Below are 20,212 nucleotides of genomic sequence, written 5' to 3'. Positions count from 1 at the left end.
GCAGCGCACAGAATATTATGATAAAATCCGCCCCCCTTACGGGGCCATAAATCGAACCCGAAGGAAGAATATGAACATTATTGAAGCTAACGTTGCTACCCCGGACGCTCGCGTCGCCATCACCATTGCGCGTTTCAACAACTTTATCAATGACAGCCTGCTGGAAGGTGCTATCGACGCCCTGAAACGTATTGGCCAGGTTAAAGATGAAAACATTACCGTTGTTTGGGTTCCTGGTGCATATGAGCTGCCACTGGCCGCTGACGCACTGGCAAAAACCGGTAAATACGACGCGGTGATTGCGCTCGGTACGGTGATCCGTGGCGGTACCGCGCACTTCGAATATGTGGCTGGCGGTGCAAGCAATGGCCTGGCGCATGTCGCTCAGGACAGTGGCATTCCGGTAGCCTTCGGTGTTCTGACCACCGAAAGTATTGAACAAGCCATCGAACGTGCTGGCACTAAAGCCGGTAACAAAGGCGCAGAAGCTGCACTGACTGCGCTTGAAATGATTAATGTATTGAAAGCCATCAAGGCCTGATTTTTGTAAGGGGAAATCCGTGAAACCTGCTGCTCGTCGCCGCGCCCGTGAGTGTGCCGTCCAGGCGCTCTACTCCTGGCAGTTGTCCCAGAACGACATCGCTGATGTTGAATACCAGTTCCTGGCGGAACAGGACGTTAAAGATGTCGACGTTCTGTATTTCCGTGAACTGCTGTCCGGGGTGGCGACTAACAGCGCGTACCTGGATGGATTAATGAAGCCTTACCTGTCTCGTCTGTTGGAAGAGCTGGGTCAGGTAGAAAAAGCCGTACTGCGTATTGCGCTGTTTGAATTGTCTAAACGTAGTGATGTGCCGTACAAAGTGGCCATCAACGAAGCGATTGAACTGGCAAAAACCTTCGGCGCTGAAGATAGCCACAAATTCGTGAACGGCGTACTGGATAAAGCAGCACCTGTGATTCGCCCCAACAAAAAGTAATCCCGAGGCCGGCTGGATGGTGGAACCTGTTTCCGCTGTCCCCGGCTTTTTCTTTTTTTTCTGCTGAGGCATAACGTATGGCATGTGGCGAGTTTTCCCTGATTGCCCGTTATTTTGACCGCGTAAGAACTTCTCGTCTTGATGTCGAAACCGGTATTGGTGACGACTGCGCACTTCTGAACATCCCTGAAAAACAAACGCTGGCGATCAGTACCGATACGCTGGTGGCAGGCAACCACTTTCTCCCCGACATTGATCCGACCGATCTCGCCTGGAAAGCACTGGCGGTGAATTTGAGCGATCTGGCGGCGATGGGGGCGGATCCTGCGTGGCTGACGCTGGCGCTCACGTTACCTGACGTCGATGAAGCCTGGCTGGAAGCCTTCAGCGATGGCCTGTTTGAACTCCTCAATTACTATGATATGCAGCTGATTGGTGGTGACACCACGCGTGGGCCGCTGTCGATGACGCTGGGTATCCATGGCTACGTCCCCGTTGGGCGGGCCTTAAAACGTTCCGGCGCGAAACCGGGTGACTGGATTTATGTTACCGGCACGCCGGGCGACAGTGCGGCCGGGCTGGCGATTTTGCAGAACCGATTGCAGGTTGCAGATGCAACAGACGCGGACTATCTGCTGCAACGCCATCTGCGTCCCACGCCGCGTATTTTGCAGGGACAAGCCCTGCGCGATCTGGCCAGTGCGGCTATCGATCTCTCCGATGGCCTGATTTCCGATTTGGGACACATCGTTAATGCTAGCGGCTGTGGCGCACGGGTTAACGTTGATGTGCTGCCATACTCCACGGCATTGTCACAGCACGTTGAGCCGGAACAGGCCCTGCGCTGGGCGCTCTCGGGAGGTGAAGATTATGAGTTATGCTTTACCGTACCGGAAATTAATCGTGGTGCGCTGGAAGTGGCGCTGGGAAATCTCGGCGCAGCGTTTACCTGCATTGGGCAGATGAGCGCGGACGTGGAAGGCATTCACTTTACGCGCGATGGAAAACCCGTCACGTTTGACTGGAAAGGATATGACCATTTTGCCGCGCCTTAAAAAAGATGTCGCCAAAAGCCGCCTGAGTATGCGCAATCCGTGGCACCTGTTAGCCACCGGTTTTGGCAGCGGGCTGAGCCCAATTGTTCCAGGCACGATGGGATCGCTGGCGGCGATCCCTTTTTGGTATTTAATGACTTTTCTGCCGTGGCAGCTGTATTCGCTGGTGGTGATGTTATCTATCTGTATCGGCGTTTATCTGTGCCATCAAACGGCGAAAGATATGGGCGTGCACGATCACGGTAGTATTGTCTGGGACGAGTTTGTCGGGATGTGGATTACCCTGATGGCGCTGCCGACCAACGACTGGCAGTGGGTTGCCGCCGGATTTGTGATTTTCCGTATTCTGGATATGTGGAAGCCGTGGCCGATTCGTTGGTTTGATCGCAACGTGCATGGCGGGACGGGGATCATGATCGACGATATTGTGGCCGGGATACTCTCTGCCGGAATTTTGTATTTTATCGGTCATCACTGGCCGGTAGGTATCATTTAACCCTTTTCAGCGGCTATTGTAGGCCCGATAAGCGCCGCGACATCGGGCGATCAGTGCCGGATGCGCTATGCTTATCCGGCCTACAATCTACAACCTCGCTTATTTAAATCCCACCACCGGATGCTGTTTGTACGGCGTTTCCAGCTCGGCAATCTGCTCCGGCTTCAACGTTAAATCCACCGCGTTGAGCAACTCATCCAGCTGTTCCTCACGCGAAGAGCCAATAATTGGCGCTGCCACGCCGGGTTTGCTCAGCAGCCAGGCCAGCGCAACCTGTGCCCGCGTTACACCCAACTCCTCACTGACACCGGTCAGTCGTGCGGCGATTTGCGCGTCGTTTTCATCGCTCTCGTTGTACAAATTTTTACCGACTTCATCGGAAACCAGACGTGCGGTTGTTTCTCCCCAGGGACGCGTCAGGCGACCGCGCGCTAGCGGGCTCCATGGGATAACGGCCACGCCTTCCTGATAGCAAAGCGGCAGCATTTCGCGTTCTTCTTCGCGGTAGATTAGGTTGTAGTGATCCTGCATGCTGACGAACTGCGCCCAGCCGTGTTGCTTCTGTAAGGCCTGAGCCTGGGCAAACTGCGAAGCGTGCATGGATGAGGCGCCAATATAGCGAGCTTTACCGGCTTTCACGACGTCGTTTAGAGCCTCCAGAGTTTCTTCGATTGGCGTGTTGTAATCCCAGCGGTGAATTTGCAGGATGTCCACATAGTCCATACCCAGGCGTCTGAGGCTGTCGTCGATTGAGCGCAGGATTTGTGCGCGGGATAAACCTTCTGCTAAATCATCCACCTGGTGAAAAACCTTGGTAGCGACCACGACATCTTCGCGGCGGGCGAAATCACGCAGCGCGCGGCCGACAATCTCTTCGCTGCTGCCAGCGGAGTAGCTGTTAGCGGTATCGAAAAAGTTAATGCCGCCCTCAAGGGCGTGTTTGATTATCGGGCGGCTGCTTTCTTCAGGTAGCGTCCAGGCGTGATTGCCGCGATTGGGTTCGCCAAATGTCATGCAACCCAGGCAAAGGCGGGAGACCCGTAGGTCGGTTTTTCCTAAGATGTTGTATTTCATCAATCCACTCCTGCTTAGCTCGTGATGAATTAAGCATAGCAGGAGCGGGGAGGGGATTATGCCAGCCAGGCCTTGATTTTGGCCTCAATTCCGGCGGCATTCAGACCCAGATCGGCACGAGCTTCATCCTGAGTTCCCTGCGGGATGAAGAAGTCTGGTAGGCCAATGTTCAGTACCGGGACGGGCTTACGATGGGCCATCAGCACTTCGTTTACGCCGCTGCCAGCACCACCCATAATGGCGTTCTCTTCAATGGTAACCAGCACCTCGTGTTGGGCAGCCATTTCAAGGATCAACGTTTCATCCAGTGGTTTTACAAAGCGCATATCGACCAGCGTGGCGTTCAGCGACTCTGCGACCTGAGCGGCTTCCGGCATCAGGGTGCCGAAGTTGAGAATCGCCACTTTTTCCCCGTGACGTTTCACGATGCCTTTACCAATTGGCAGTTGTTCCAGCGGGGTCAGCTCAACGCCTACCGCGTTACCGCGTGGGTAGCGCACGACCGTTGGACCATCGTTGTAGTGATAGCCGGTGAACAGCATCTGGCGGCATTCGTTTTCATCACTCGGGGTCATGATGACCATTTCCGGGATGCAGCGCAGGAAGGAGAGATCGAACGCCCCCTGGTGGGTTTGTCCATCTGCGCCAACAATCCCTGCCCGGTCAACGGCAAACAGGACCGGCAGTTTCTGGATGGCTACATCGTGCAGCACCTGATCGTAGGCGCGTTGCAGGAAGGTCGAGTAAATGGCTACCACCGGCTTGTAGCCGCCAATCGCCAGACCGGCAGCAAACGTCACTGCGTGCTGCTCGGCAATCGCCACATCGAAATAGCGATCCGGGAACTTACGTGAAAACTCCACCATTCCGGAACCTTCGCGCATCGCCGGGGTGATTGCCATCAGCTTATTGTCTTTCGCTGCGGTCTCGCACAGCCAGTCACCGAAAATTTTTGAATAGCTCGGCAGGCCGCCACTGCTTTTCGGCAGGCATCCGCTGGACGGATCGAATTTGGGTACCGCGTGGAAGGTTATCGGATCTTTTTCCGCAGGCTCATAGCCACGACCCTTTTTGGTCATGATGTGCAGGAACTGCGGGCCTTTCAGATCGCGCATGTTTTTGAGCGTAGTAATAAGCCCCAGCACGTCGTGACCGTCCACCGGACCGATATAGTTAAAGCCCAGTTCTTCAAACAGAGTCCCCGGCACAACCATACCTTTAATGTGTTCTTCGGTACGTTTGAGCAGTTCTTTAATCGGCGGCACGCCGGAGAAGACTTTCTTCCCGCCTTCGCGCAGCGATGAGTAGAGTTTGCCAGAGAGCAGCTGTGCCAGATGATTGTTCAGCGCGCCAACGTTCTCTGAAATCGACATTTCATTGTCGTTGAGGATAACCAGCATGTCGGGCCTAATATCGCCCGCGTGGTTCATCGCTTCAAACGCCATCCCAGCGGTGATGGCACCATCACCAATCACACACACGGTACGGCGCTCTTTACCTTCTTTCTCGGCGGCAACGGCAATACCGATACCTGCGCTGATGGAGGTAGAAGAGTGCCCAACGCTCAGTACGTCATACTCGCTTTCACCGCGCCATGGGAACGGATGCAGGCCGCCTTTCTGACGAATGGTGCCGATTTTATCGCGGCGACCGGTCAGAATTTTGTGCGGATAAGCCTGATGTCCCACATCCCAGATTAACTGGTCAAACGGGGTGTTGTAGACATAGTGCAGCGCGACGGTGAGTTCCACCGTGCCCAGACCAGAGGCGAAGTGCCCGCTGGAACGGCTTACGCTGTCGAGCAAATAGCGGCGCAGTTCGTCGCAAAGCTTTGGCAGGCTCTCTTTTGGCAGCAGACGTAACTCCTGGGTGGAGTCGACCAGCGCCAGGGTCGGGTATTTGGCTATATCAAAACTCATCGCAAGCTCATGGGATATGTTGGTTTATTTATCACGCTGGATTATGTAGTCCGCTAGCGCTTCCAGTGCCGAGGTATCGAGTGACTGTGCGGCCAGCAGACTTAGCGACTGGCGGGCGTCCTCGATTAAATCCCGGGCTTTATTCTGGGCTTGCTCAAGACCCAGAAGTGCAGGATAGGTACTTTTGCCAAGCTGCTGGTCAGCACCCTGACGTTTACCCAATGTTGCAGTATCGCCTACCACATCCAGGATGTCATCCTGAACCTGGAAAGCCAGACCGATGCTTTCTGCGTATTTGTCGAGTATTGGCAGGCATTCTCGCCCTTTATCGCCAGCACTTAACGCCCCCAAACGCACGGCGGCGCGAATCAATGCTCCGGTTTTATGGCGATGAATCCGCTCCAGCGCATCCAGCTCAACCTGATGACCTTCAGCTTCCAGATCCAGCGCCTGACCGCCGCACATACCGGCGATGCCGCTGGCCTGAGCCAGTTCAGAGATCATCGCGATGCGGTCACGGTCAGTGACTTCCGGCATTGGGGCGTCGCTGATAATGGAGAATGCCAGCGTTTGTAGCGCATCTCCGGCCAGGATCGCATTTGCCTCGCCAAATTTTACGTGGCAAGTCGGCAGACCGCGTCGCAGGTCATCGTCATCCATCGCGGGCAAATCATCGTGCATCAGCGAATAGGCATGAATGCATTCGACGGCGGCAGCGGGAGCATCAAGCGTACTCAGGCTGACACCAAACATCTGACCGGTCGCATACACCAGGAACGGGCGCAGGCGTTTACCGCCTAATAATGCGCCATATTGCATGGTTTCTACCACGGGAGTGTTCTGAAAGGGCAGTGGCGCGATAAAACGGCTCAGTGCCTGGTTGGCCTGCTCAACGCAAGCCTGTAGCTGCTGCGTAAAATCCATTTACTCATTATCCGGTGTAAAAGGCGTAAGGGCCGCGTCTTCAGTATCTGACAGCAGGATTTGTACGCGCTGTTCAGCCTGTTGCAATTTGACCTGTCCCTGACGCGCCAACTGTACGCCACGTTCGAATTCGTTCAACGCTTCTTCTAACGGCAGGTCGCCGCCTTCCAGACGGGTAACAATTTGTTCCAGCTCGCTCAGCGCGGTTTCAAAACTGGCGGGCGCTTCATTTTTCTTCGGCATAATGAATGTCTGACTCTCTGTATTGGCAGCACAAGACTATGGTAACGGACTCGCACTGATAAGCAAATAACGCGCAATGTGCACAGTAGCCGCGTGATGGTGATATACTTGCGCGCCTGGATGCAGTCGCGGGTATGGGCTGCTGTATTTTTTTCCATTACAAGTCATTCAGACTTGCCTAAGAACCATTGCCGCCATGAAGTTTATCATTAAATTGTTCCCAGAAATCACCATCAAAAGCCAATCTGTGCGTTTGCGCTTTATAAAAATTCTGACAGGGAACATTCGTAACGTTTTAAAGCACTATGATGAAGACCTTGCCGTTGTCCGTCACTGGGATCACGTTGAGGTTCGCGCTAAAGATGAAAGCCAGCGCCTGGATATTCGCGACGCGCTGACCCGTATTCCGGGTATCCACCACATTCTCGAAGTAGAAGACGTGCCGTTTACCGATATGCACGATATTTTCGAGAAGGCACTGGTGCAGTATCGCGATCAACTGGAAGGTAAAACCTTCTGTGTACGCGTTAAGCGTCGCGGGAAGCATGAGTTTAGCTCCATTGAGGTGGAACGTTATGTTGGCGGTGGACTGAACCAACATATTGAATCTGCACGCGTGAAGCTGACGAAGCCGGATGTGACCGTTAATCTTGAAATCGAAAACGACCGTCTGCTGCTGGTTAAAGGCCGCTATGAAGGTATTGGTGGTTTCCCGATTGGGACGCAGGAAGACGTACTGTCGCTGATTTCCGGCGGTTTCGACTCTGGTGTATCCAGCTACATGCTGATGCGTCGCGGCTGCCGTGTACACTATTGCTTCTTTAACCTTGGCGGCGCAGCGCATGAAATCGGCGTTCGCCAGGTGGCGCATTACCTGTGGAACCGCTTCGGTAGTTCGCATCGCGTGCGTTTTGTTGCTATCAACTTTGAACCGGTGGTCGGTGAGATCCTGGAGAAAGTTGATGACGGCCAGATGGGCGTGGTTCTCAAACGTATGATGGTTCGCGCGGCGTCGAAAGTCGCTGAGCGCTACGGCGTACAGGCGCTGGTAACCGGTGAAGCACTGGGCCAGGTGTCCAGCCAGACGCTGACCAACCTGCGTCTGATCGATAACGTTTCTGACACCCTGATCCTGCGCCCGCTTATCTCCCATGATAAAGAGCACATCATCAATCTGGCGCGTGAAATTGGTACCGAGGACTTTGCCCGTACCATGCCGGAATACTGCGGTGTAATTTCAAAAAGCCCGACGGTGAAAGCGATCAAAGCGAAGATTGAGGCCGAAGAAGAAAACTTCGATTTCTCTATCCTCGATAAAGTGGTTGAAGAAGCGAACAATATTGATATTCGCGATATCGCCCAGCAGACGCAGCAGACCGTGGTAGAAGTGGAAACCGTGAGCGGTTTCGGCCCGAATGACGTAATCCTTGATATCCGTTCTGTGGATGAACAGGATGATAAACCGCTGAAGGTTGAAGGTGTGGACGTCGTTTCTCTGCCATTCTACAAGCTGAGCACTAAATTCGGCGATCTGGACCAGAGTAAAACCTGGCTGCTGTGGTGTGAACGCGGGGTGATGAGCCGCCTGCAGGCGCTTTATCTGCGCGAGCAGGGCTTTGAGAACGTGAAGGTGTATCGCCCGTAATTGAGTAAACACCGTGTTGTAGGCCGGATAAGGCGGTTACGCCTCCATCCGGCAATATAACGATATTATTCAAAACGAACGGGAAGCGTCTTCCCGTTCGACTCCCAGACCCCCTGATAGACACCGTCTTTTAATTCCAGCGTTATCTTCTCTTGCGTTTTTTCAGCCGCAGATGTCTTCAGTTCATAATGTTGATTGTCGGCTGTGTCGCATTTGCCGGTCAATTCAATCGGTGCGCCAAATTTTTGGTAAAAGTAAGCCCCTTCAAAAAAATCACCGTATTTGCAGTCCACCTTCAACACAATACGCATGCTTTTACCCAGCGTGCCGTACATGACTTTGCCGTCGATGCCGGGCGCTGGCGAAACTGGTGTTGTACTCTTTGCTGTAGTCAGATATTGGCCGTACGGTGTGAGTTGATTTTGCAGTTCCGCGGTTGGGATTTTCGTTGTGAAATCACCCAACTCGTCGAGCGCACGGCTGGCGTGGTTGCTACAGCGTCCGTTCAGGAAAGCCAGATGGTCTTTTTGCAGGGAGAATTTGTCGATGTAGTACAAACCGTCGGTGTAGGTTGCGCACGATGCGTAGAATTCGGCATAGTTAAAATCTTCACCTTTCTCTTCTTTTATTTGTTCTGGTGTTTGCGAATTATGCGCCGTAACAAAGGTATCGATTTGGCCGCGGATATCTTTTCTGGTGCGGGTGTTTAATTCGGCGATTGTAGCCCGGGAAAAGAGATCGTTAAGGGTAATTGCCGCACCGCTGGCTAAATCGAAGCTGATCGGCACATTGTACGACTCGCAATACGCCCCGCAACCTTCGATAAACATGTTGAGCGTCAGGATTTTTGCGTTGCGATACTCAACCGTGTAGTCAAGATTTGCGGTGGGATTCATGGCTGATTTCGCAAACTGATTTACTGTGGCCTGTGGAGTATTGCCCGGTAGCTGATTGATAAAGCTTGCGAAAATATAATCGTTAATGCGTTTTGCAACTTTGGGGTTATCCGTCGAGGAAAACCATGGCAAGCGATACTGCATTTCAGTGCTTCCGGGATAGCGATATTCAATACTCTTTATTTCGAGTTGCGTCGCTGTGGCATAACCGGAAAGGAGCAGTAAAGCCACTCCACTCAGATATCCTTTCATTATGATTCCTTATAAGGGAGTGGCTCGAAGATTTACTCGTAGTAGTTATAGATTCCCGCGGCCATCACCAGTTGTGACGCCACCTCGTGAGCTTTTTCGCGACTCACCAGAAGATCAATGATTTTCAAACCGAAATCAATGGAAGTCCCCGGTCCCTGGCTGGTTAACAGATTGACGCGCGGATCCCATACGACGCGCTTGTCCTGCCACTGGTCAGCGGGAATTTGGTCTTTCAGCGCCGGAAAACCGGTCATGTTACCGATGGGGAAAATATCGTGTGGGACGAGTACGGTGGCGGCCGCGGCGCAAATTGCCGCGACAATGCGCCCGGAACGATGAAACTGTTTCACGGTTTCGATAAGCAGCGGGCTGTCGCGGAAACACTCGGCGCCTTTAATACCGCCCGGTAGCACGATAATGTCGAAATCGCCGTCAGCAACTTCGACTAATGGCGCATCCGCCAGCAGCTTCACTCCGCGTGAGCACACGATCGTCAGGTCGCCATCGCTGGCGACGCTGGCAGTTGTGACCTTAATTCCGCCGCGCACCAGCAGATCGATAGTGGTGACCGCTTCGGTCTCTTCACTACCAGGGGCGAGACATACCAGTGCTTGAGCGCTCATACTCACTTTCCTTTCTCTTTACCATTTCAAACAGTTGGGCGTTTTCCGGGACGGCGATGCCGTGCGCGCGGGCGCGTTTTAACAAATAACCGGTAATGTAGTCGATCTCAGTATGGCGCAGGGCACGAATGTCTTGCAGCATTGATGAGATATTTTCCGCCGTACTGTCAATCACTTGCTCGACATAATAGCGTAAATCGTCCACAGATGTATGGTGGCCTTCGCGTTCAATGACCGCGGCCACTTCCTCGCAGATGAGTGCTATTTTTTCAGGATGATGGCGTAACTCGCCGTTTGGGCAATTCCATAATGCGGTTAGCGGGTTAATGACGCAGTTGACGGCCAGCTTTCGCCACAGCTCGGCGCGAATAGTGTCGTGCCAGGCGACGTCCGGTAGCACCTCTTGCAGGACTTCAGCCAGATAACTGAAATCACCGTCTTGTTCACGTGCCGGACCAATGCGTGTTGTTCCCTGAGCGACATGAATGATGACGTTGCCGTCACGGCGTGCCGCGTGGGTGGTGGTGCCTATCAGCAGAGGTTGCTTAATGTTATGCAGCTCTTCAATTGTCCCCATGCCGTTGTGAATCAGCAGAATGGGAGTAGTTTCAGGCAGAATTGCGGCCAGGCTTTTTACCGCATCAGAAACCTGCCAGGCTTTCAGGGTGACCAGTAGCAGGTCACTTTTTGCCAAAAAGTCGGGGTCGTTTGCCGTCAGGGATTCATTAAAAACTGACCCATCCGTGTCGATCAGGTTTACGCTGCAATAGGGTTGCGGTACGCGTAGCCACCCTTGCACCTCATGTCCATGTTTGCATAGCGCGGTAAGCCAAAGCTGTCCTAGCGCTCCACATCCCAGTACGGTAATTTTCATTCTTCCTCCTCACCTGCAACAGCACCAGGTGTTAATCCATATCGGCCGTACCCCATTATTGTTCGCAGGTATCAGTACCACGTACAATTAAAGGATACAGCCTAGTATAGCGCTGTCTGTTGGGTAACTTTGCAGGTATTATGCTTCGCATCAAAAATGAAGGGAGAGGAAAAGATGCCATCTTTCGATATTGTCTCTGAAGTTGATCTTCAGGAAGCCCGTAACGCGGTAGATAACGCCAGCCGCGAAGTGGAGTCACGCTTTGATTTTCGTGGCGTTGAAGCGACTTTTGAGCTGAATGAGTCAAATAAGACGATTAAGGTGCTGAGCGAGTCTGATTTTCAGGTCAATCAGTTGCTGGATATTCTGCGTGCCAAGCTGCTCAAACGCGGTATTGAAGGCACGTCGCTGGACGTACCAGAAACCTTCGTGCACAGCGGTAAAACCTGGTTTGTTGAAGCTAAGCTGAAACAAGGCATTGAAAGCGCAGTGCAAAAGAAAATCGTTAAGCTGATCAAAGACAGCAAACTGAAGGTGCAGGCGCAGATTCAGGGCGAAGAAATCCGTGTAACCGGCAAGGCGCGTGACGACCTGCAATCCGTCATGGCACTGGTTCGCGGCGGCGACCTCGGTCAACCGTTCCAGTTCAAGAACTTCCGCGATTAAGTCGTTATGTCAGATGGCGTAAGCCGCCATCTGACAAATCTCATCTTCACGCCTGGCTGATGGCCTGCTCAACCTCAAATCGATTGGTGACTTTGCTGTCGATTTTCACGTAGGCCGAATGCTCTTTCGCCACAATTAACACTTCGCTTATTCCTTCTTTAGCCAGCAGACGCTGCTTCAGGGTGTCATCCGCAGCAATTTCAGGTGGGATTTCCACCCGCAGGCTGCTGACATACGGCGGCTCTTTCATTGTACTTGCCACCAATAACCACACCGCCGCCAGAAGCGCACCGGCCAGGAATACGGCCTGACCATCGAACATTTCGACCACCCAACCGCCGAGCGAACCGCCAATCGCCACGCCAAGAAACTGGCTGGTGGAGTAAACGCCCATCGCCGTGCCTTTATAGCCAGCCGGAGACTCTTTACTGATAAGAGAGGGGAGGAGGGCTTCCATCAGGTTAAAGGCGAGGAAGAATATCTGCACACCCGCAATCAACCCCCAGAAACGCACGTTAGCGCTCCACAATACAATCTCTGCAATAAGTATCAGTAACACGCAGGCGAGGAACACGCGTTTCATCTTGCGCTTCACTTCGGCGTAAATGATGAATGGCACCACGGAAACAAAGGACAGCAGCATCGTCACCAGATAAATTTTCCAGTGCTCTGCTGCAGGGAAGCCTGCTTTCGCCAGTTGGCCTGGTAAAGCGACGAAGGTGGACATCAGCAATATGTGCAGACACATGATGCCAAAGTTGAGCTTCAGCAGTTTGGGTTCTGCCAGCACTTTGCTGAAGCTGCCTTTTACCATGCCCGACTCGCGGTTCAGCACGTGGGTAGTGCTATTGGGAACGACCCAAATGGTCAGCACGATACCCGTGGTAGCAAGGGCTGCAATCATCCAGAACAGCGCGTGTAGCCCCAGCGCATGGGTAACGATTGGTCCCAGCACCATCGCAATGGCGAAGGTGATACCAAAGCTGACGCCGATAAACGCCATCGCTTTGGTACGGTTTTGCTCACGGGTTAAGTCGGAAAGCAGCGCCATTACGGCAGCCGCAATGGCGCCAGAGCCTTGTAAAGCCCGACCAAGAATAATGCCCCAGATTGAATCGGAGAGAGCAGCAATTATGCTGCCGAGAACGAATACCGCCAGCCCGCCGACAATAAGCGGCTTACGACCGATGCGGTCAGAGAGCAGGCCAAAGGGGATCTGGAAGACGGCCTGGGCCAGACCGTAAATGCCGATAGCAAGGCCTATCAGCGCTTCGCTGGCACCCTGTAGCGCCATACCGTACGTGGTCAGAACCGGCAGGACCATAAACATGCCAAGCATGCGCAACGAGAATACGGTCCCTAAACCCCAGGTGGCGCGCAACTCACCGGGCGTCATTTTGTAATCGTTCATTCCCACCTCTGTATTAATTTCGCGCCTAGTGTAAAGCGCTAAGCAGGCTGGGTAAATATGCGCTTTATTAACAAATGTTGGGGTTGTGAGGGGCGTCGGCTGGAGACGAAAATGCCGGATAGCGATCTGAACGTAACTTATCCGGCCTACAAGCTATGTGCTTTTTTGTAGGCCGGATAAGGCGTCAGCCGCCATCCGGCATAGAAGGTGTGACGATTAACTTACCAGACGTAAGTCAGCAGGTTCTGCGAGTTTGGCACCATAAAGTCGACGGACATCATCACGGAAAGCGCGGTAATGGCGATGATGGAGAAACCGAACAGCTTGCGCGCCCAGACTCTGTCATCTTCCACTTTATAACCGCGCAGCGCCATGCCCAACCACCAGACGCTCACCGCCGCTGCAACAATCAGGTATTTATAACCTGCATAGCCGCCCAGGGTTAGCATCAGCGTGGCGATAGCAAACGCCACGATGTACAGCGTGATATGGTTCTTCGCGACCGAAATACCTTTCACCACCGGCAGTACCGGGATGTTGGCAGCCTGATAATCCTTGAAGCGGAAAATCGCAATCGCGTAAGAGTGCGGCATCTGCCACAGGCTGAAAATAGCCAGCAGAATCAATGCACCGCTATCGAACTCACCGGTTACGGCACAGTAGCCAATCACCGGCGGCGCAGCGCCGGAGAGTGAGCCAATCAGCGTGCCATAAACGGAATGGCGCTTCATGTACAGGCTATAAACGCCCACATAGACCACGAAGCCCATTACCCCCAGCCAGCAGGCCAGAGGGTTCGCGCCAAACCACAGCAGCATAAAGCCAGCAATACCCAGCAGGGTGGCGTATACCAGCGAGACCGCAGGGGAAATCAGACCTTTAACCAGCACGCGGTTTTTGGTCCTCTCCATCTTCCTGTCGATATCCCTGTCGATGTAGTTGTTAAATACACAACCCGACGCCACAACCAGTGACACCCCAACCAGCGTGTAGATAAACAGGGGATAATCAATGCTGCCTTTCGAGGCCAGCAGGAATCCCCCAATCACCGAGATCAGGTTGCCAAAGATGATGCCTGGTTTCGTTACTTGCAGGTATTGCTTAAACATCATAATCGCCGCTCTTAGTGCATCATCATGTTGTAGTTAAGGTTCCACATAATCCAGATGGAGCCCACAACCAGGATGGCGATGATTAGCACAGTAAAGACAAAGGCCGTCATGTTCCAACCTTCATCAGATTTGCTATTCATGTGCAGGAAGCACACCAGGTGCACCAGAATCTGTACCACTGCCATTGCCAGAATAGTTCCCAGAATGACGGCCGGTGAGGCAGAACCTGTCATCACCATCCAAAACGGAATGACCGTCAGGATGATCGACAGGATAAAACCTGTCATGTAGGTTTTTACGCTGCCATGGGATGCGCCGCCGCTCTCGTTAGAATGACTCATTACATCGCCCCCATCAGATAAACAACAGTGAACACACAGATCCACACCACATCCAGGAAGTGCCAGAACAGGCTCAGGCACATGATGCGGGTACGGTTAGTACTGGTCAGGCCGCGACGAGCAACTTGCACCATCAGCACCGCCATCCAGATAAGACCGGAGGTGACGTGCAGACCGTGAGTACCGACCAGCGCGAAGAACGCAGACAGGAAGCCGCTGCGATCCGGGCCCATACCGTTAACAATCAGGTGATGGAATTCATAGAGTTCCATCCCGATGAATCCGGCACCGAACAAGAAGGTCAACGCCAGCCAGGAGATAACCTGGCTCTTGTTGTTCTTGTACATGGCAATCGCTGCCATGCCGTAAGTAATGGAGCTGAATAACAACAGGAATGTTTCAACCAGAACGAACGGCAGTTCAAAAATGTCCTTACCTGTCGGGCCACCTGCGGTGCCGTTCACCAGAACGGCATAGGTTGCAAACAGAATAGAGAACAGAATGCAGTCGCTCATCAGGTAGACCCAGAATCCGAAGATCTTGGTCTGGCCTGCATCGTGGTGCCCGTGTTCGTGCGCGTGGGCAGTCGCGTGCGTTAAAGTATCAGTTGCCATTTTTCAGCCCTGCCTTAGTAATCTCATCGAAATGCTGGTTTTCCAGTTTTTCGACTTCCGGGACCGGCACGTAGTAATCCACGTCTTCATCAAAGCTTTTCACAATCCAGCTGATGATCATGCCTGCGAAGCTTGCAATCGCCAGCCACCAGATATGCCAGATCATGGCGAAACCAAACAGTGTTGCGAAGGCGGTAATGACGATACCGGCACCGCTGTTCTTCGGCATATGAATTTCTTCATAGTGCGCAGGTTGCTTGTACGCTTCACCTTTTTCTTTCATTTCCCAGAAGGCATCACGCTCGTGAACGTGCGGCACAACGGCAAAGTTATAGAACGGAGGCGGGGAAGAGGTTGCCCACTCCAGCGTACGACCACCCCATGGGTCACCGGTCAGGTCACGGTTCTGCTCGCGGTCGCGAATAGAAACGAAGATCTGAATCAGCTGGCACAGGATACCCAGTGCAATCAGCGCGGCACCGCAGGCGGCAACGACCAGCATCGGATGGAACTGTGGATCAATCTGCTGGCTGAGGCGACGGGTCATACCCATGAAGCCCAGCACGTACAGTGGCATAAATGCTACGAAGAAGCCGATGATCCAGAACCAGAATGCGCGTTTACCCCAGGTTTCGTTCAGCGTGAAGCCAAACGCTTTTGGCCACCAGTAGGTCATACCAGCGAAGCATCCAAATACGACACCGCCGATGATAACGTTATGGAAGTGCGCAATCAGGAACAGACTGTTGTGCAGAACGAAGTCCGCACCCGGCACCGCCAGCAGTACACCGGTCATGCCGCCGACTGAGAAGGTGACGATAAAGCCAATCGTCCACAGCATTGCTGAGTGGAATACGATGCGGCCCTGATACATGGTGAACAGCCAGTTGAAGATCTTCACCCCGGTCGGGATGGCGATAATCATGGTGGTGATACCGAAGAAGGCGTTTACGTTAGCGCCTGCACCCATGGTGAAGAAGTGGTGCAGCCAAACAACGAACGACAGAACGGTGATACACACGGTTGCCCACACCAGCGAGGTGTAACCAAACAGACGTTTACGTGAGAAGGTTGCCGCGATTTCGGAGAACACACCGAAGACTGGCAGAACCAGAATGTACACTTCCGGATGGCCCCAGGCCCAAATCAGGTTGATGTACATCATCATGTTGCCGCCCATATCGTTGGTAAAGAAATGGGTGCCCAGATAGCGATCCAGGGTCAGCAACGCGACGGTAACCGTCAGGATTGGGAAAGAAGCGATGATCAGGATGTTCGCGCACAGAGATGCCCAGCTAAACACCGGCATCTTGAACATGGTCATTCCTGGCGCACGCATCTTAATGATGGTCACAAAGAAGTTGATACCGGTCAGGGTTGTACCAATACCGGACAACTGGACTGCCCATATCCAATAGTCGACCCCGACGCTTGGACTGTACTCTATTCCCGAAAGTGGCGGATACGCCAGCCAACCGGTCTGCGCGAATTCACCCACGCCCAGAGAAAGGTTAACCAGGATTACGCCGACAACGGTGAACCAGAAGCTCAGGTTGTTCAGGAACGGGAATGCAACGTCACGTGCGCCGATCTGCAGCGGAACCACCAGGTTCATCAGACCGATAACAAATGGCATTGCCACGAAGAAGATCATAATCACGCCGTGAGCCGTGAAGATCTGGTCGTAGTGGTGAGGAGGCAGGAAGCCTGCTTCACCTGCAGAAGCCAGCGCTTGCTGACTACGCATCATGATGGCGTCGGCAAAGCCACGAATCAACATGACGATTGCGACGATGACATACATGATGCCAAGGCGTTTGTGGTCAACCGAGGTTAGCCACTCTTTCCACAGGTAGGTCCACTTACCGAAGTAAGTGATAAGGCCCAGTAAGGCCGCACCACCGATGATAATGGCAGCAATCGTAACCATGACAATAGGTTCATGGAACGGAACTGCATCCAGCGTCAATTTTCCGAACATCGTATTCTTCCTCGGCCCCTTAGTGAGCGGATTCCGCGTGGCTCATGTCCATGCCTTCCATTCCTTCGTGTGCGCTGTGCTCACCTTCGGGTTGGGTCATGTCCATGCTCTTACCGTGAGCCATAAATTTGTTAATAACGTCTTTAAACAAATCCGGTTTCACGTTGGAGAAGTATTCCACCTGGTTGTATTCGCTTGGCGCAGCCACTTTCTCGAACGCTGCCATGTCGCTCATGGTGTTCGTGGACTGTTTAGCTTTAGCAACCCATTGGTCGAATTCGGCGCGGTCCTTTGTTGCGATAGCCTTGAACTTCATACCGGAGAAGCCTGGTCCGCTATAACTTGCGGAGATACCATCATAAGTACCGACTTCGTTGGCGATCAGATGCAGTCGAGTCTGCATACCGGCCATGGCATAAATCTGGCTACCCAGACGCGGGATAAAGAAGGAGTTCATCACGGAGTTGGAAGTCACTTTGAATTCAACCGGAGTATTCGCCGGGAAGGCGATTTCATTCACGGTAGCGATACCCTGTTCCGGATAGATGAAGAACCATTTCCAGTCCATGGAAACCACTTCGATGGTAATGGGCTTCTCGTCATGCGCCAGCGGTTTGCTTGGCTCAAGAGCGTGAGTGGTTTTCCAGGTCAGAACGGCAAGGAAAATGATGATTAAGATCGGCACCGTCCAGACCACAGCTTCCACTTTATTGGAGTGTGACCAGTTCGGGCTGTACTTCGCATCTTTATTGCTTGCACGATACTTCCAGGCAAAACCAACAGCCATCAAGATGGCGGGAATAACGACAATCAACATCAGGCCAAATGCCGTCAGTATCAATGACCGTTGTTCCAGTCCAATCTGTCCTTTAGGGTCAAGCAGCGCAGAATTACAGCCACTGAGTAATGCAGTGCCTGCAATTAATGACAACCATCCCAAACTTTTATTGTATTTCCTGAGTCTCATTTAACGACCTCAATTCCACGGGACCGGGTGGCGTTTAAAGTGTGAGGGCATTTTACGGGAAGGTTACATTACTGTAAACATCTCTAGATCTGTGTTACTGGGTTCTGCCGTGCATGTCACATATGTTGCAATATATGTCGCTTTGGCTTTAAGAACCTGTTGCAACATCACGTTATAACGAAAGCGGGCAGGTGGGGGGCGTACTGAGGGCAATTGGTATAACCAATACGAAAATAAAACAATTGCTTAACAATTGATTATCAATAAGCGGACAATTGAGAAACAAAAAATAAATCTTTCGTGGCTGAATCGAGTAAGGAAAATAGTATATATAAAAGGCGTCAATAATTTCCAAATTCTTTGGCGCACAAAATAACAAATATTATTTTTAGCAGTTGTTGCTTATTTCGCCGTTATAATTACGCAGGGTGATTACAACGACCAAATATGCTCGTCATACTTCAAGCTACGGGTGTGTTGGCTTTCCTCGCTCACCCCAGTCACTTACTTATGTAAGCTCCTGGGGATTTGCTGCGTCGCCGCGTGATTCGGCCTCTCGGCCTCTCCCCTACGGGGCCAGCGCAAGCGCTGTTCAAAACGCTCACGCCTTTTGTCCCGTAACTCGAATTATTTAGAGCATAAATATGCAACATCATGCCAGACGGGTTTTGCGCAATGCCAGATAATCAAGCAATCCACCAAAAACGACCCCGCAGACAGCGACCACCACTGAGACTTCAAGCAGTTCCGGCAGGAAGGAGAAGTTGGTGTAATCCAGCGCGTTCATGGTTAACAGCAGCAGCCAAACCAGCAGCAGGCAGCAGCCCGCAACTAGCGTCATTAATGCCAGACTGTATGCTCCACGAAATTCCGTGCGCCGAATGAAGCTTTCATTTTGCCAGCTATGTTCCAGGGTCTGGCGACATACCAGCAGCAGTATCAGACCGGGGATCGCGGCAAACACGGAGAACAGATAAAACGTCGGCCAGCCGTGTGCTTCGACAAACCAACCCGCTACCGGGCCAACGTAAACGCGACCAACGGCTGAAAGCGCGGAGAGCAGGGCGAACTGGGTCGCTGAGAAGGACTTATTGCACAGCGTCATTAATAAGGCGACAAACGCCGCCGTGCCCATTCCGCCGCACAGGTTTTCAAAGAAGACGGCCGCCGCCATGCTGAACATGTGTTTGTCAGTGATGGACAGTAGCCAGTAGCCCGCATTCGACGCCCCTTGCAGGATGCCGAAAATAAGCAATGCGCGGAACAGAGAAAGGCGCTGCATCAGGATCCCACCGTACAGCGCGCCAACAATGGTGGCCAGTAGCCCCAGTGTCTTATTCACCACGCCAACTTCACCCGCATCAAACCCAACGCCGCGGATTAAAAAGGTGGTGGTCAGGCTCATGGCGAAAGCATCCCCGAGCTTATACAGCACAATAAGCAGCAGGATCAGCCATGCGTTGTTACGACCAAAGAAGTCTCGCAGCGGAGCCGCAACCGCCTGTTCCAGCGTTTTAGGCACCGGAATGGTGTCAGTCGGTTCAGGTGCTAACAGGGTGGCGATGATACAGGGAATCAACAGCGCAGCCATCAGCCAGTACATCCCTTGCCAGCCCAGCCAGCGATCGGCCATCCACAAGGCCAATCCGCCTGAAACCAGCATCCCTAATCGATAGCCCAGCACGCTGATAGCCGCGCCGGTACCGCGGTCTTCTGCGGGCAATACGTCGGTTTTCCATGCATCAAAGACGATATCCTGCGATGCCGAGCAAAAAGCGATCACTACTGCGAGTGCGGCCATCCAGCGTAACTGTGTGCCAGGCTCCAGAAAGCCCATCGCAGCGATAGAAATTAACAACAGCACCTGGGTCGCCAGCAGCCAGCCGCGACGTCGACCTAAAAACGGTGGCGTGTAACGGTCCATCAACGGGGACCAGAGAAATTTAAATACGTAGGCCTGACCGACCAGGGAAAAGAAACCGATGGTTTTAAGATCGATATTCTCGACTGTCATCCACGCCTGAAGCGTACCGGAGGTGAGTGCGAGCGGTAAACCGGAGGCGAACCCCAGAATGAGCAGGATAGCTGAACGTGGTTGCTGAAAAATACGTAAGTATTGACTGGACATGGGCTTCTATA

Annotated in this window: 20 protein-coding genes; 6 read left to right on the top strand and 14 right to left on the bottom strand. The window is 52.8% G+C overall.

Features of this window, described 5'->3' with window-relative positions:
• The first annotated feature begins 70 nt into the window (after nucleotides 1-70).
• The 4 genes from ribH to pgpA all read left to right on the top strand — a co-directional run bounded on the left by ribH (nucleotide 71) and on the right by pgpA (nucleotide 2,531).
• Nucleotides 71-541, top strand: coding sequence for a 6,7-dimethyl-8-ribityllumazine synthase (gene ribH, locus OGX90_RS22715; RefSeq protein ID WP_003021575.1), 471 nt, complete (start codon nucleotides 71-73; stop codon nucleotides 539-541).
• A gap of 19 nt (nucleotides 542-560) precedes the next feature.
• Nucleotides 561-980: a transcription antitermination factor NusB gene (gene nusB, locus OGX90_RS22710; protein ID WP_000801129.1), complete on the top strand. Its 420-nt coding sequence runs from the start codon at nucleotides 561-563 to the stop codon at nucleotides 978-980.
• A gap of 77 nt (nucleotides 981-1,057) precedes the next feature.
• A complete protein-coding gene (thiL, locus tag OGX90_RS22705) occupies nucleotides 1,058-2,035 on the top strand; it encodes a thiamine-phosphate kinase (RefSeq protein ID WP_008783930.1) in 978 nt (325 codons plus the stop codon).
• A complete protein-coding gene (gene pgpA / locus OGX90_RS22700) occupies nucleotides 2,013-2,531 on the top strand; it encodes a phosphatidylglycerophosphatase A (RefSeq protein WP_003021578.1) in 519 nt (172 codons plus the stop codon). Before thiL ends, pgpA begins: the two co-directional genes overlap by 23 nt.
• Nucleotides 2,532-2,630: 99 nt before the next feature.
• On the opposite strand, the gene yajO is transcribed toward pgpA, so the two are convergent.
• The 4 genes from yajO to xseB are packed head-to-tail and all read right to left on the bottom strand — an operon-like array spanning nucleotide 2,631 to nucleotide 6,691.
• Entirely contained in the window at nucleotides 2,631-3,605 is a 975-nt protein-coding gene (gene yajO, locus OGX90_RS22695) for a 1-deoxyxylulose-5-phosphate synthase YajO (RefSeq protein WP_234692795.1), read from the bottom strand.
• 56 nt (nucleotides 3,606-3,661) lie between these two features.
• Nucleotides 3,662-5,524 carry a 1-deoxy-D-xylulose-5-phosphate synthase gene (gene dxs, locus OGX90_RS22690; RefSeq protein WP_126955925.1) on the bottom strand — a complete coding sequence of 621 codons (1,863 nt, stop codon included), beginning with the start codon at nucleotides 5,522-5,524 and terminating at the stop codon, nucleotides 3,662-3,664.
• Between the two features lie 24 nt (nucleotides 5,525-5,548).
• On the bottom strand, nucleotides 5,549-6,448 hold the full coding sequence (ispA, locus tag OGX90_RS22685; RefSeq protein WP_008783932.1) for a (2E,6E)-farnesyl diphosphate synthase: 900 nt from the start codon (nucleotides 6,446-6,448) through the stop codon (nucleotides 5,549-5,551).
• Nucleotides 6,449-6,691, bottom strand: a complete 243-nt coding sequence (xseB, locus tag OGX90_RS22680; RefSeq protein ID WP_003021586.1) for an exodeoxyribonuclease VII small subunit — start codon at nucleotides 6,689-6,691, stop codon at nucleotides 6,449-6,451.
• Between the two features lie 196 nt (nucleotides 6,692-6,887).
• Between xseB and thiI the strand changes: the two genes are divergently transcribed.
• Complete coding sequence (thiI, locus tag OGX90_RS22675) at nucleotides 6,888-8,336, top strand: tRNA uracil 4-sulfurtransferase ThiI (RefSeq protein WP_008783933.1); 1,449 nt, start codon at nucleotides 6,888-6,890, stop codon at nucleotides 8,334-8,336.
• Nucleotides 8,337-8,401: 65 nt separating this feature from the next.
• Here the strand turns inward: thiI and OGX90_RS22670 are convergent, their stop codons facing one another.
• Genes OGX90_RS22670 through panE form a run of 3 tightly spaced genes read right to left on the bottom strand, consistent with a single transcriptional unit; the run spans nucleotide 8,402 to nucleotide 10,981 of the window.
• A complete protein-coding gene (locus OGX90_RS22670) occupies nucleotides 8,402-9,484 on the bottom strand; it encodes a hypothetical protein (RefSeq protein ID WP_286624730.1) in 1,083 nt (360 codons plus the stop codon).
• Nucleotides 9,485-9,516: 32 nt separating this feature from the next.
• A complete protein-coding gene (yajL, locus tag OGX90_RS22665; protein WP_008783935.1) occupies nucleotides 9,517-10,107 on the bottom strand; it encodes a protein deglycase YajL in 591 nt (196 codons plus the stop codon).
• Complete coding sequence (gene panE / locus OGX90_RS22660; RefSeq protein WP_060682658.1) at nucleotides 10,070-10,981, bottom strand: 2-dehydropantoate 2-reductase; 912 nt, start codon at nucleotides 10,979-10,981, stop codon at nucleotides 10,070-10,072. Before panE ends, yajL begins: the two co-directional genes overlap by 38 nt.
• A gap of 174 nt (nucleotides 10,982-11,155) precedes the next feature.
• On the opposite strand from panE, the gene OGX90_RS22655 reads away from it, so the two are divergent.
• Complete coding sequence (locus tag OGX90_RS22655; RefSeq protein WP_003831002.1) at nucleotides 11,156-11,647, top strand: YajQ family cyclic di-GMP-binding protein; 492 nt, start codon at nucleotides 11,156-11,158, stop codon at nucleotides 11,645-11,647.
• A gap of 46 nt (nucleotides 11,648-11,693) precedes the next feature.
• Here OGX90_RS22655 and OGX90_RS22650 read toward each other — a convergent pair whose 3' ends face one another.
• From OGX90_RS22650 to ampG, 7 genes are all read right to left on the bottom strand, one after another.
• On the bottom strand, nucleotides 11,694-13,058 hold the full coding sequence (locus OGX90_RS22650) for an MFS transporter (RefSeq protein ID WP_057067573.1): 1,365 nt from the start codon (nucleotides 13,056-13,058) through the stop codon (nucleotides 11,694-11,696).
• 221 nt (nucleotides 13,059-13,279) lie between these two features.
• Nucleotides 13,280-14,170, bottom strand: coding sequence for a heme o synthase (gene cyoE / locus OGX90_RS22645; protein WP_003831005.1), 891 nt, complete (start codon nucleotides 14,168-14,170; stop codon nucleotides 13,280-13,282).
• Nucleotides 14,171-14,181: 11 nt separating this feature from the next.
• Entirely contained in the window at nucleotides 14,182-14,511 is a 330-nt protein-coding gene (locus OGX90_RS22640; RefSeq protein ID WP_003831006.1) for a cytochrome o ubiquinol oxidase subunit IV, read from the bottom strand.
• Nucleotides 14,511-15,125: a cytochrome o ubiquinol oxidase subunit III gene (locus OGX90_RS22635; RefSeq protein ID WP_003831007.1), complete on the bottom strand. Its 615-nt coding sequence runs from the start codon at nucleotides 15,123-15,125 to the stop codon at nucleotides 14,511-14,513. Before OGX90_RS22635 ends, OGX90_RS22640 begins: the two co-directional genes overlap by 1 nt.
• Nucleotides 15,115-17,106, bottom strand: coding sequence for a cytochrome o ubiquinol oxidase subunit I (cyoB, locus tag OGX90_RS22630; protein ID WP_003831008.1), 1,992 nt, complete (start codon nucleotides 17,104-17,106; stop codon nucleotides 15,115-15,117). The genes OGX90_RS22635 and cyoB overlap by 11 nt, the downstream gene beginning before the upstream one ends.
• A gap of 19 nt (nucleotides 17,107-17,125) precedes the next feature.
• Nucleotides 17,126-18,073 (bottom strand): cytochrome o ubiquinol oxidase subunit II, encoded by a 948-nt coding sequence (gene cyoA / locus OGX90_RS22625; protein ID WP_032942534.1) that lies wholly within the window; start codon nucleotides 18,071-18,073, stop codon nucleotides 17,126-17,128.
• 652 nt (nucleotides 18,074-18,725) lie between these two features.
• Nucleotides 18,726-20,201: a muropeptide MFS transporter AmpG gene (gene ampG / locus OGX90_RS22620; protein WP_286624728.1), complete on the bottom strand. Its 1,476-nt coding sequence runs from the start codon at nucleotides 20,199-20,201 to the stop codon at nucleotides 18,726-18,728.
• Nucleotides 20,202-20,212 lie beyond the last annotated feature (11 nt).

Source organism: Citrobacter sp. Cpo012 (genome assembly GCF_030333015.1).
GTDB classification, from domain to species: Bacteria; Pseudomonadota; Gammaproteobacteria; order Enterobacterales; family Enterobacteriaceae; genus Citrobacter; species Citrobacter portucalensis.
Note: the sequence above shows the minus strand (reverse complement) of the source record. Positions and strands in the feature narration are given on the sequence as shown.